Annotated in this window: 2 protein-coding genes; both read left to right on the plus strand. The window is 70.1% G+C overall.

All coding sequences use genetic code 11. The annotated features are described in order from the left end of the window. Positions 1-24: 24 nt before the first annotated feature. On the plus strand, positions 25-13,131 hold the full coding sequence (locus JCR33_RS17430; RefSeq protein WP_198883401.1) for a non-ribosomal peptide synthetase: 13,107 nt from the start codon (positions 25-27) through the stop codon (positions 13,129-13,131). Further along, positions 13,128-14,345: an aminopeptidase gene (locus JCR33_RS17435; RefSeq protein WP_198883402.1), complete on the plus strand. Its 1,218-nt coding sequence runs from the start codon at positions 13,128-13,130 to the stop codon at positions 14,343-14,345. Before JCR33_RS17430 ends, JCR33_RS17435 begins: the two co-directional genes overlap by 4 nt. The last annotated feature ends 12 nt before the right edge of the window (positions 14,346-14,357 follow it).

Genomic DNA, 14,357 nt, shown 5'->3' on the forward strand with positions numbered 1-14,357 from the left:
CGCGCCGCGCTCCCCGAGCCGACGGTGGCCGTCGCCGACCACATCGCCCCGGCGACGCCGGACGAGGCGGCGCTCTGCGCGATCGTCGCCGCCCTCTTGGGGGCGCCCCGGGTCGGCATGGGCGACGACTTCTTCCAGCTCGGCGGCCACTCGCTGCTCGCGGTGCGTCTCGTCGCCCAGCTGCGCGAGCGCCTCGGCCGCGACGTCTCCGTCCGCACCGTGTTCGAGCAGCCCGTCCTCCAGGACCTCGCCGACGCCGTCGCGAGGGCGACGCCGGCGAGCGGCCCGGTGACCGCAAGCCCGGACCCCGACAATCTGCTCCAACCGTTCGCGCTCACTCCCGTGCAGCAAGCCTACTGGCTGGGTCGCCAGCAGCTCGTCGCCCTCGGCGAGGTGGCCTGTCACGCCTATGTCGAACTGCGCGCAACCCGGTTCGACCCCGCGCGGTTCGCCAGCGGATGGCGGCAGGCGATCGACCGTCACCCCATATTACGGGAAGTAATCGACACGGATGGCGCCCAGCGCGTGCTCGAGGGCGAGGTTCCGTTCGCGATCGAGACGGTGGACCTCCGCCTTCTGCCGCCCGCCCAGTCCGCGGCGGGCGTGGCCGAGATCCGGCGGCAGATGTCTCACCAGCTGCTGCCGCTCGACCGGGCGCCGCTCTTCGAGGTGCGGGTGACACGGGTCGCCGACGACGATTGGCACATCCACATGAGCTTCGATGCGCTCATTCTGGATGGCGAAAGCATCAACCTGCTGCTGGCGGAGGTGTTGGCGGTCCATGCCGACCAGCCCCTCGCGCCCGCGCCGGCGCTGACGTTCCGTGATCATGTCATCGCCGCCGCCGGGAACCAGGAGGCTCACGCCCGCGCCGAAGCCTACTGGCGCAGCCGGGTGCACGCCCTGCCGCCGGCGCCGGCGCTGCCGCTCGCGGTCGCGCCCTCGCAGCTCGAGGATTCCCGCTTCGGTCGCCGCGCGGCGCGCCTGAGCCCGGCCGTCTGGGGGAGGCTGAAGCGCCACGCGGCCGAAGCCGGACTGACGCCGACGAACCTCCTCCTGACCGCCTATGCGGAGGTCGTGGCGACCTGGGCGAGCGAGGACGACTTCACCCTGAACCTGACCGTCGGCAACCGTCCGCATGGGTTCGACGGCGTGCTGGGCGTCTTCACCACGTTGCTGCCGCTCGAAATCCGCGCCGCCCGGCGGGGATCGTTCCGCGAGCGGGCGCGCGTGCAAAGTCGACGGCTGGCGATGGACCTCGACCACCTCGCCTTCGGCGGCGTGGAGGTGCAGCGGCTCAAGGCCCAGGCGGCCGGCGACCCCGAGGCCGGCCTGTTGCCGGTGGTGTTCACCAGCGTCATCGGCGAGGCGGACGTGACGCTGCCGGACGGGATCTCGGTCGCCAACGCCATCACCCAGACGCCGCAGACCTGGCTCGACAGCAAGGTCTACGAGGAGGGCGGCCCGGAGGGGGTCGGTCTCGGGATCGACTGGGACGCGCCCGAGGCGCTGTTCCCGCCCGGCCTGCTCGACGACATGTTCGCCGCTTATGTCCAGCGTCTCGAATGCCTGGCCGAGGCCGAGGCGTGGGACGTTCAGGGCGCGATGCTGACGCCGGCGGCGCACCGGGCCCTGTTCGCCGACGCCAACGCGACCGAGACCAACGCGACCGAGGCCGAGGCGAGCGCGGACCTGCTGCATGCGGGGATGTTGCGGGCAGCTGCGCGCTCCGGCGCGGCGCCGGCGCTGATCACGGCCGCCGGAACCGTCAGTCACGGCTCTCTGCTGGCGCGGGCCTCGGCGCTGGCGCACGACTTACGTGCCGCGCTGCAGTTGGACGATGCACTGGTGGCGATCGTCATGGAGAAGGGGGCGGAACAGGTCGTGGCGGCGCTCGCCGTGCTGCTGGCCGGGCGGGCCTTTCTGCCGATCAGCGCCGGCCAGCCCGACAAGCGGATCGCCGGTATCATCGATCAGGCGGGTGTCCGGGTGGCGATCACCCAGGCGCGCATCGAGCGCGGCCGAGCCTGGCAGACGATGGTGACGCTGTTCGACGCGCCGGAGACCGACCCGGTCGCGCCTCCACCGCCGTTGGCGGCGGACGCCGCGTCGCCGGAGGCCTTGGCCTACGTGATCTACACCTCGGGCAGCACCGGCGCGCCCAAGGGAGTCGCGATCACCCATCGCGCCGCCGTCAACACCCTCACCGATCTCGGCCGGCGCTTCGAGATCGACGAGCGCGATCGGGTGCTCTGGGTCTCCTCCTTCGAGTTCGACCTCTCGATCTTCGACATCTTCGGTGTTCTCGGGGCCGGCGGAGCGATCGTCATTCCGCCGGTCGAGGGTGCGCAGAATCCGGCGGCCTGGGCCGAGCTGGTGCGGGAGCACGGCGTCACCCTGTGGAACTCCGTGCCGATGGTGGTCGAGCTCATGCTGGCGGCGAGCCCCGCGCTGCAGGCCCAGCTCGCCAGCCTGCGGGTGGTGCTACTGAGCGGCGACTGGATTCCGCTCGCCTTGCCGCCCCGGCTGCGGTCCGTGCTTGCCGCGGACTGCCGGCTCGTCAGCCTCGGCGGCGCGACGGAGGCGGCGATCTGGTCGATCCTTCATCCGATCGAACGGATCGCGCCGGACTGGATATCCATTCCCTACGGTCGGCCCTTAGCCAACCAGCGCTTTCACGTGCTCAAGCCCGACCTGTCCCCCTGTCCGATCCATACGCCCGGCCGATTGTTCATCGCCGGAGCCGGCCTCGCCGAGGGTTATTGGCGCAATCCGGAAGAGACCGCCGCCCGTTTCGTTCGTCATCCCGCCACCGGCGAGCGGCTCTACGACACGGGCGATCTGGGCCGGTATCGGCCGGACGGGGAGATCGAGTTCCTCGGCCGCCAAGACAACCAGGTCAAGCTGCGGGGCTTCCGCATCGAGCTCGGCGAGATCGAGGCGCAGATGCGGCGCCATCCCGCTGTCGAGGCCGCGGCGGCTCTGCTCGTCGCCGACGGCAGTCGACGTCAGCTCGTCGGCTACTATGTGGCCGGCGCCTGCACCGACGCCGAGCTCCGCGCGTGGCTGGAGGACCGGCTGCCGGACTATATGACGCCCACGGCACTGATCCGGCTCGACGCGCTGCCGCTCACCGGAAACGGCAAGCTCGACCGCAGGGCGCTCACCGCCCTGCGGCCGATCGCGCCGGCCGGCGACGCCGCGCCCCAGACGCCGGCCGAGATCTGGTTCTGCGATCAGGTGGCGAGGCTGCTCGGGTTGGAGCGTGTCGGCCCGGACGACAATTTCTTCCATCTCGGCGGCGACAGCATCACCGCGATCCGCCTCGTCAACGCCGCGCGCAGCGCCGGCTTCGGCCTTGCCGCCCGCGACGTCTTCCTGCATCCGCTGATCCGCGAGATCGCGGAGCGCTCCGCACAGCCGGACGACTCCGAGGTCGTCGAGGCCGCCTTCTATCCGGACGAGGTCCTGGCGGGCCTGCGGCGAACCCATCCCGACATCGAAGACGCTTGGCCGCTGACGCCCTTGCAGCAAGGCATCTGGTTCCACGCCGCCTATGGCGAGGCCGGCACGGACGGCGAGGATCCCTATCTCGTCCAGCTCCTCCTGACCTTCGAGGGCACTCTCGACCCCGAGCGGCTGCATCGCAGCTTCGAGGCGCTGCTGAGACGCCATCGCAGCCTGCGCGTGTCGTTCCACGAGGATGGCGAGAAGCGCCCGGTGCAGCTCGTCGCGCGCGACTGCGCCTTGGCGTGGCGCGAGGTGGATCTGACCGACCTGCCGGCGGAGCCGCAAGCTGCCGAGGTCGAGGCTTTGGTCCGCGCCGACCGCGCCCAGCGCATCGCGCTCGACGTGGCGCCGCTGATGCGCGCCACCTTGGTGAGGCTGGCGCCGGACCGGAGCCAGCTCCTGCTCAGTCAGCATCACCTGCTCGGCGATGGCTGGGCGACGACGATCTTCTTCCGCGATCTCGTCGCGCTCTATCGGGCCGACGGCGCGGCGGGCGCCCTCCCGCCCCCGGCGGATTTCCGCGCCTATCTGGCCTGGCACGCCGGCCAGGATCGTGGCGCTGCGCGCGAGGCGTGGGGGACCTACCTCGACGGTCTGGCGGAGCCGACATTGGTGGCGCCCGACGCGAGCCGGGCGGCCTCGGCCCATCAGGCGATGCAGGAACGGCTCTTGAGCCGGACCCTGTCCGCGCGATTGACGGAGATGGCGCGAGAGCACGGCCTTACGGTCGCGAGCGTGCTGCAAGGCGTCTGGGGTCTGACCCTCGGCCTGACGCTCAACCGCACCGACGTCTGTTTCGGCGTGGTCAGCTCGGGACGGCAAGCGCCGGTCGCCGGCATCGAGGACATGCTGGGCGCCGTCATCACGACGACGCCCGTGCGTCTGTCGCTGCGGGGAGCACGCACCGGCCTCGATCTCTTCCAGACGCTCCAGCAGGATGCGGCGCGCCTCATGCCGCATCAGCATCTCTCGCTGATCGAGATCCACAGGCATCTCAATGTCGAGACGCTGTTCGATACGCTCTTCACCTACGAGAATTATCCCGTCGAGCCGCCGCCGCCCGCCCGGTCGCCGGACGATCTGCCGCTGACGGCCGTCGAGGGCCACAACAGCAACCACTATCCGTTGAGCGTCGCCGCCCTGCCGGGCTCGGCGCTGGGCCTGCGGTTCCACTACAACGCCGACCTCCTGCAGGCAGGCGACGTCCGGCGCTATGCCGATGCCTTCGTGCGGCTGCTCGAGCAGGTCACCCGCGATCCGCTGCAGCCAGTCGCGCGGCTCGACGTGCTGTCGGCCACCGAACGCGCCCGGCTGCTGGACGGGCTACCGCAGCCGACGGCGCTTCCGACGGTCTCCCTGGCCTCACTGTTCGAGGCTCAGGCGGCCGCGACGCCCGACCTGACGGCGATCGTCGATCGAGGCCAGAGCGTCGACTATGCCACGCTCGACGTCGAGGCCAACCGCCTGGCCTGGCAGCTGATCGGGCTGGGCGTCGGACCGGGCGATGTCGTGGCGACCCAGTTCGTGCGATCCGCGCTGATGGTGCGGGCCGTCCTGGCGGTGATGAAGACCGGGGCGGCCTTCATGCCGCTCGATCCCGATCATCCGCCAGAGCGCCTCGCGCAGTTGCTGGCCGATGCGACGCCCAAGCTCGCGCTGACCACCGGCGACCTCGCCGCGCGGCTGCCGGCCGATCTCGCGCGTCTCGTATTGGACGACGCGATCGTCTCGACGCAGATCGCGGAGGAGTCGGAGGTCGCGCCGCGAAACGAGGACCGCACGGTGCCGCTGCGGGGCGATCATCCGGCCTATCTCATCCACACTTCCGGCAGCACCGGGCGGCCGAAGGGTGTGCTGGTGCCGCATCGCGGTCTGCCCGGCTTGGCCAAGTCCCAGGCGGACCGGCTCCAGATCGGACCGGGCGACCGCGTGGTCCAGCTCGCGTCCTGCGCCTTCGACGCATCGATCTCGGAGCTGGCGATGACCTTGACGCGCGGCGCGACGCTGGTGATCGCGGACGCCGACGAGCGAGCCGGCACCGATCTGGCCCACCTATTGGACAGCGCTGCGATTACCCATGCCACCTTGACGCCGACCGCGCTGCAGACCTTGCCCATCGAGGCGGGGCGGACGCTGCGGGCGGTCATCGTCGCCGGCGAAGCGTGCCCGACCGAGCTTGCCGCTGCTTGGGCCGCGCGGGTTCGTCTGTTCAACGCCTACGGCCCGACAGAAGCCACCGTTTGCGCGACGATGAGTACGCCCCTGACGCGCGATGGGGGCGTTCCGATCGGCCGCGCCATCGCCGGCGTGCGGGTCTACGTGCTCGACAGCGCCCTGCGCCCCTGCCAACCCGGAACGGTGGGGGAGCTCTATATCGGCGGCGAGACGCTCGCCGAGGGCTATGTCGCCGACCCGGCGCTCACGGCGCTGCGGTTCGTGGCGGATCCCTTCTCCCGCGTGCCGGGCGCTCGGATGTACCGCACCGGCGACCGGGCGGCGTGGCGCGCCGACGGCGAGCTCGATTTTCACGGCCGCGTCGACGACCAGGTCAAGATCCGCGGCGTGCGCGTCGAACCCGGCGAGGTGGCGGCAGCCATCGCGGCGATGCCGCTGGTCGAGCAGGTTGCCGTCGATGCCGCGCCCAACGCCGACGGCCGACTGGCTCTGACCGCCTATGTGGCGCCCGCGCATCGGGGCGAGGCGATGCAGGCCCTGCGCCGGGCGAGCGCACGGGATCATGTCGAGGCGTGGCGTGAGATCGAGGACGACGGCGTCGTGTCGGGCGATGTCGCCGATCCGACCTTCGACACGCGGGGGTGGAACAGCGCCTATACGGGCGAGCCGCTGTCGGTCGCGGAGATGCGCGACTATGTCGACGGCGCCGTGGCCCGCATCGGCGGCCTCGCGCCGCGCAGGCTGCTGGAGATCGGCTGTGGGGCGGGACTGATCACCTTCCCGCTGCTCGGTGTGGTCGAGACCTATGTCGGCGTCGACATCTCCAAGCGGCGCATCGCGCATCTGCGATCCCTGCAAGGCGACGTTGCGCTGACGGATCGCACGCCGGGGCTGGCGCGCGCGGCGTTCCACTGCGCGGCCGCGCACGACATCGCGCGGCTGGCGCTCGGCCGTTTCGACACGATCGTCCTGCCGTCTGTCGCGCAGTATTTCGCCGATGAGGTCGACCTGATCGAGATCCTTGCCCAGTTGATCGAGACCTCGCTCGAGCCCGGAGGGACGATCTTCTTCGGCGACATCCGCCACAAGGGGCTGCAGGACGCCTTCAACCTGTCCGTCGAGCGGCGGCGCGGCCGCGCCGATACCGACGCCGCGGAGCTGCGCGAGCGCCTGTGGCGCAAGGCCGAGCAGGAGCGAGAGCTGTTGCTCGACCCCGCCTTCTTCATGGCGCTGCGCGCACGGTTTTCGCAGATCGCGCAGGTCGAGATCCTGCCGAAGCTCGGCGACGTTCCCGGCGAGCTGAACCAGTTCCGATACGACGTGCTGATCCGCACCGGCGGCAACGCCATCGACGCCGCGGCTTTCGCGTGGCGGGATGGCGGCGCAACCGATATGGCCGCCATCGAAGAGGCATTGGCCGGGCGACCGCCGGCACTCGCGTTGCGCGCCGTGCCCAACGCCCGGACGATCGCCGCGCACTGCGACGTCACCTGTCTGATGGACGGCGAGATGGCGTTGCTCTCGCCGGGCGTCGAGCCGGAAGACCTGAGGCGCCTGGGCGCCACGCTCGGCTACCGGGTCGACGTCAGTCTTGCGGCCGGGCATCCGGGGGGCGATCTCGATGTCTTGTTCCGGGCGGGCGACGACCGACCCGTGCAAATGCCGGGGAGCGCCGCCAGCGTGGACGCCCGTGCGCCCACCGGAACGCCGCTGGACGGGATGCTTCGCCAGCGCGTGGTGCAGCGCATCCGTGAGGCGCTCGAAGCGAAGCTCGCGGCGCCGTTCATCCCGCAGGACATCGTCCTGGTCGACGCCTTGCCGATGACCGTGTCGGGCAAGCTCGACAGGCAAACCTTGCGCGGCCTCGCCCGGCGGAGAAGCCGGCTCGCACCGGCGCTCGCGCCTCGCAATGCGCGTGAGCGCATTCTGTGTGCGATCGTCGCCGACCTCCTGTCGCTCGATGAGGTCGATCTCGACGGCAATTTCTTTCACCTCGGCGGCGACAGCATCAGCTCGATCCGGCTCGTCAGCCTCGCTCGGGAACAGGGGCTTAACCTGTCGCCGCGCGATGTCTTCCTGCACCCGGTGCTGCGGGATCTCGCGTCCGTGGCTCATGTCGGACCGGAGGAGTCGGAGTGGCAGGACGTCGCGGAAGGCGATGTCGCCGCGACGCCGATCATCCTCCATGCGACCGGCCGCAGCGATCGTTGGCGCAGCTTCCATCAGGCGAGTGTGTTGTTGACGCCCGCGGGTGCGGGCCTCGCCGCCCTGGAGCGCGCCTTGGCGGCGATTGTCGCCCACCATGATGCGCTCCGCCTGAGGGTCGATGACGCCGGAGCGCTGTTCATCCCGCCGCCGAACGCCGCCCGGCCCGTGTCGCTGCACCGGCTGACGACGGCCGACAACACGGCCGCCGAGCGCGATGCCGCGTTGAAGGCGGCCTACGCGGATGCCGTCGCTCGGCTCGACCCGGCATCCGGATCGATCGTGGAAGCGATATGGGCCGAAGCGGGGCCCTCGCAGCCGGGGCATCTGCTGCTCGTCGTCCATCATTTCGCGATCGACGGAGCGTCCTGGCGCATCCTGGCCGACGATCTCGCCCGCGCCTACGCGCAAGCGCTCGAGGGAGGACCGATCGACCTCGGCACGAAGACGACGAGCTTCCGCCAGTGGTCGCAGGCACAGGCGGCGGAGGCCTCCAACCATCGCAGTGAGCTGGCCTACTGGCAGGCCGCGACGAGCCGCGCGGGGCTGACATTCACGTCCGGCCAGCCCGATCCTCGGCGGGATCGGCTGGGGGATGCCGGCTACGTCAATCGCTCGCTGCCGAGCGCGGTCACCGGTGACCTGCTCACCCGCGTTCCGGCCGCATTCCGGGCGCGCATCAACGATGTGCTGCTGACGGCCTTGGTGCTGGCGGTCGCGGTCTGGTGCGAGCGGGCCGGCAAGGGCGGCCGACCGGCGCTGACGCTCGACCTCGAAGGCCACGGCCGCGAGCCGCTGAACTCGGTGGCGGATCTGACCCGCACCGTCGGCTGGTTCACCAGCCTGTTCCCGGTGCATCTCGACGCCGGCGACGTCGATCTCGACGACGTCATGGCGGGGGGAGGCGACGTCGGACGGGCGTTCAAGCGGATCAAGGAGCAGCTGCGCGCACTGCCTCACGCCGGCGTCGGCTACGGCTTGCTGCGGTATCTCGATGACGAAGGACGGGCGGCGCTGAGCGGCGGGCGGGATCCTCAGATCGCCTTCAACTATCTGGGCCGCTTCGGCCGGCCGCGGAACGAACCGTTCGCACCAGCCGCCGAATACGCCGCGGTCTTTGGTGGGGCGGAACGCGACAGGCCGCTCGATCATGTGATCAGCCTCAACTGCGCCGTGCACGAAACGCCCGACGGACCGCGGCTCGACGCCGTATGGCAATATGCGCCCGGGCTGCTCGGCGAGGCGGCGATGGACGACCTTGCCGACAGCTGGAACGCCGCCCTCGAAGCCCTCGTGCGGCACGCCGCGACGCCGGGCGCCGGCGGGCCCTCGCCGAGCGACTTCGACCTCGTATCCTACGATCAGGCTCAGATCGACGCGTTCGCCGCGATCGTTCCCGAGCTGGACGACGTGTGGCCCCTCACCCCGATGCAGGCCGGCCTGCTGTTCCACTCGCAGCGGGCGAGCGGGCAGGATCCCTATCTCGTCCAGCTCCGTCTGGAGCTTGACGGACCGCTCGATCCGGGCCGGTTGCAGCGAGCGCTGAACTCGCTGGTCAAGCGGCATCCCAGTCTCAACGTGCGGCTCGCCCACGACCGGCACGGCCGGCCCGTGCAGCTCGTTCCCGCCCAAGCGTCTCTGCCGCTGCGAACGATCGTTCTGGACGACGGCGCGTCGGACGGAGTGGACCGGATTGCGGCCGAGGACCGTGCGCGGGGTTTCGACCTCGTCGGCGGATCGCTCATCCGTGCGTCGATGATCGACGCGAACGGCGTGGGCCGTCAGCTCCTACTGACGATGCACCACATGGTCGTCGATGGCTGGTCGGGGGCGCTCTTGCTGCAGAAGCTTGACGCGCTCTATCGCCGCGACGGCGACGGGGCCATGCTGCCTCATCCGGCCCAGTTCAAATCCTACCTGCGCTGGCTTGGCGCGCAGGATGGCGAGGAAGCGCGAAACGCCTGGCGGGTCTATCTCGACGGCTTGGAGGCGACACCGCTGATCGGCGGCAAGGGCGATACGCCCGGCGAGGCGTCGGAGAGCAGGTTCAGCCTGTCCTGCGCGATGACGGCCCAGCTCGAGGCGCTGGCGGCCGACGAGGGCATTACCCTCGCCACCTTGGTGCAGGGCGCCTGGATGCTGCTGCTTTCGCGGCTGTCGGGACAGGATGACTTCTGCCTCGGCGTCGTCAGTGCCGGTCGGCACGCGGCGGTTGCCGACATCGAGCGCATCGTCGGCATGCTCATCAACACCACGCCGGTTCGCGTGAGACTGCACCGTGACGAGTCCGTGGTCGATTTCCTGCGCCGGCAGCAGCGCGAACAAGGCGCGATGATCCCCTATCTGCACCTTCCGCTTTCGGAGATCAGCCGGCTCACGGGAGGGACGCTGTTCGACACGCTGTTCACATTCGAGAATTTTCCGAGTGAGGGTGAGCACAGTCACGACGGAGGGCTGCCGCTCGCGTCGGTGTCTGGCAGCAGCGGTACGCACTATCCTCTGAGCCTGATCGTTCAGCCCGAATCTGCGCTCGCCTTTCAGCTCCATCTGAGCGCCGAGCTCGCGTCTATCGACGGGCCGGCGTTGCTGGCTCGGCTGGAGCAGGTGCTCAGATGGATGCTGGCCAATCGGCGCGCCGATGTGGCGGAACTCGATGTGTACCTGCCCGGCGAGCGAACCAGGCTGATACGGACGAACAACGAGACCGCTGCGCCCATCGCCGCCGGCACCGTCGTCGACGTGTTCGAGGCCCAGGCCGCCCGCACGCCCGATCGTGGCGCGGTGACCGACCGGGGGACGACGCTGAGCTACCGCACGCTCGACGAGCAAGCCAACCGCCTGGCCTGGCGGCTGATCGCCGAGGGTGTGGGTCCCGGCGACGTGGTTGCCGTCCAGCTGCACCGCGGGGCCGTGACGATCGTGACGATCCTCGCCATTCTCAAAGCGGGCGGCGCCTATCTTCCGATCGACGCCGAACTGCCGGTCTTTCGGCGGGACTACAGCTTCGACCAGACGCAACCGGCGGTGATCGTCACCACGAGCGAGCTCGCGGAGACGCTCGCACCCCGGTGGCGCGACGTCGCCCTCGCCATCGATGCCGCCGAGACCCGGTCAGACCTCGCGCAGCGCCCGTCGCGGGCGCCGGGTGCATCGGATCGCCGTGCGCCGCTCGTGCCGCTGCATCCCGCCTATCTGATCTACACCTCCGGCAGCACCGGCCAGCCGAAGGCGGTCGTCAACAGCCACGCGAACCTGATGCACCTGATGGCCGCTGCCGATCGGTTCGGCTTCGGCGAGACCGACGTGTGGACCTGGTTCCATTCCTACGCCTTCGACTTTTCGGTCTGGGAGATCTGGGGTCCGCTGCTGCGTGGCGGTCGGCTCGTAGTCGTGCCGCAGGCGGTCGCGCGGGCGCCGCGAGAGTTCCTCGCGCTGCTCGCCGATGAGCAGGTGACGATGCTCAATCAGACGCCGAGCGCGTTTCGCCGCCTGCTCCCCTTCAACGGCGACGGCCGGGGACTTGCCGTTCGAAGGCTCATCCTCGGCGGCGAGATCTGCCCGCCGGCGACGGCGGCAGCGTGGTCACGCCATTGCGCCGTCCACAACGGCTACGGCCCGACCGAGACGACGGTGTTCGCCACCATGAGCCCGGCGCTGGACGGGACGCGTACGCCGCCCATCGGGGCGCCGATCGCGAACGTTCGCGCCTATGTTCTGGATGAGCGGCTTCGGCCATGCCCGACCGGGGTGATCGGCGATCTCTACATTGCCGGAACGGGTTTGGCTCAGGGCTATCATTCTCGCTCGGCGCTCACGGCCGCGCGCTTCGTCGCCAGCCCATTCGAGGATGGTCAGCGCATCTATCGGACCGGCGATCGCGCCGCTTGGGACAGTGGTGGCCAGCTGATGTTCCACGGCCGCCTGGACGGCCAGGTGAAGGTGCGCGGATTCCGCATCGAGCTCGGTGAAATCGAGGCCGCTCTGTGTGTCCGCCCCGATATCGCCCAGGCTGTGGTGCGCGTCGTCGGCGACGCCGAGCGGACCCAGCTCATGGCCTGGCTGGTGCCGTCGGGCCCGCTCGCGCCGGATATCGACGTGGTGCGGCGAGAGCTCGCTCAAACGCTGCCGTATTACATGATCCCCGGTCAGTGGCGCATCGTGGCCGACATTCCGCTGACGGCCAACGGCAAGCTCGACCTGGCCGCCTTGCCCTACGGACGCGATGACGACGTCCGCTCCGATGTGGACGCGGGGGCGCCGGAGGAGCAGGCGCTCTGCGCCATCGTCGCGGACGTCCTCGGGGTGGAGCGGGTGGCTCCGACCGACAATTTCTTCGACCTCGGCGGCCATTCGCTGCTCGCCGCACAGCTCGCTGTGCAGGTCGGCGCCAGGCTCGATCGCGACCTGCCCGTCGAGACCGTCTTCAGCTATCCGGTGATCGGTGAGATGGCCAAGCGGATCGGCGTCGTGGCCGAGCGCGGCGCTGCGTTCGACGTGGTCCTGCCCATTCGGCCCGAAGGCGCACGCCCGCCGCTCTTCTGCCTGCACCCGGGGACGGGCCTCTGCTGGCCGTACACGAATCTCTTGGCCGTGCTCGATCCCGATCAGCCGCTTTACGGCATCCAGGCGCGCGGCTTTCTCCCGGGCGCTCCGTTGGCCGAATCCTTCGCGGACGTGGTCGACATCAGCCTGGCGGCGATCCGGTCGATCCAACCGGCCGGTCCCTACCGATTGGCCGGCTGGTCCTTCGGCGGCAGCGTCGCGCATGCGATCGCCACGCGCCTGCGCGCCGAGGGAGACGAAGTCGACGGCCTGTTGCTGTTCGACGCGTTCCCGCCCGCTCCCGACACATCGCCCGCGGAGGCTGAGGAGGTTTGGAGCGAGATCGCGCATGGCGCCGATCTCAGGACGGACGTCGCGCCGCGTGACGCGGCGCACCTCCTGAGCCTCGCCAAGGCGCAGGGGCACGTGTTCGGCAGCTTCTCCCTGCAGCAGCTGGAGGCGATGGCCCGTGTCGTCACCAACAACGCCCGCCTGCTGTGGGAGGCGCGCTTCGAGCGGTTCGACGGCGACGTGACCCTGTTCGAGGCGACCCGGGTCACGCCCGGTCTGGACCGATCCTTCGCCGATCCAGAGACGTGGCGTCCGCTGTGCGGCACGCTGCGGGTCGTCGAAGTCGACGCCGAGCATCATCATATGCTGTCGCCGGCGGCCGTCCGGCAGATTCGGGGAAGGGTGTGACCCTCGACGGCCGACAGGCGCGCCTCGCCACCCTGTGCGTGACCGTCGGGCTCGATCTGCGTGTGGGGCAGGAGCTGATCGTGTCGGCTCCCATCGAAGCGCAGCCTTTCGTGGGCCACGTTGCTGCGGCCGCCTATCGTGCCGGCGCTTCGCTGGTGACGTGCCTTTACGAGGACCCCGCCCTGATCCGCGCGCGCTTCGATCACGGCACGGACGAGGCGCTGGATCGCGCCGCCGGCTGGTTGTCCGACGGTGTCGCCGCGGCCTATGCCGACGGCGCGGCGCGGCTTTTCGTCTACGGGCCCTATCCTGATCTGCTGACGGGCGTCGCACCCGAGCGGATCGGCCGCATGCATGCCGCCATCGCCGCCGCCTCGGCTGCCGAGGGGGCGTACACGGCGGATTTGCGCGTGAACTGGTGTGCCGTTCCCTTCGTGACCCGGAGCTGGGCGCGGATGGTCTATCCGGCGCTGCCGATCGCCGAGGCGACCGCCACGCTCTGGGACGACGTGTTCGAGGTCGTGCGCCTGACCTCCTCCGATCCCCTCGCTGCCTGGCGCGACCATCTGGACGTGCTGGAGGCGCGATGCCGCACGCTTCAGGCGCTCGATCTCGGCGCGCTTCATTTCGTCGGCGGCGGCACGGATCTCATGGTCGGGCTGGCGGACGGGCATCAGTGGGTCGGCGGCCGATCATACGCCGCGAATGGTGCCCTTCCGGTCTGCAACTTCCCGACCGAGGAGGTGTTCACTTGCCCCCATCGCGACCGGGTCGAAGGAAGGCTGGCAGCCTCACGTCCGCTCGCCTTGGGCGGGACCGTCATCGACGGACTTGTGGTGACCTTCCGTGGCGGCGCCGCGGAGCGCATCGAGGCGCGGGAAGGGCGGGAGATGCTCGAGGGCCTAATCTCCGGCGATGCGGGCGCGAGGCGGCTCGCCGAGGTCGGTTTGGTGCCGTGCAGCTCGCCGGTCGCACGCAAGGACGTGCTCTTCTACAACACGCTCCTCGACGAGAACGCGGCGAGTCACGTCGCTTTCGGCCAGTCCTATTCGGCGTGCATCGAAGCCGGGCGGGACCCGGACGCGGCGGGCGCCAACACGAGCGCCCTGCATATCGATTGCATGATCGGCCATGACGCCATGGACGTGGACGGCATTCTGAAAGGCGGTGGCCGCCGGCCCATCATGCGGGCCGGTGATTTCGCGTTGGACTGACCGATCGGCTGA

This window comes from Acuticoccus mangrovi (genome assembly GCF_016411865.1).
GTDB classification, from domain to species: Bacteria; Pseudomonadota; Alphaproteobacteria; order Rhizobiales; family Amorphaceae; genus Acuticoccus; species Acuticoccus mangrovi.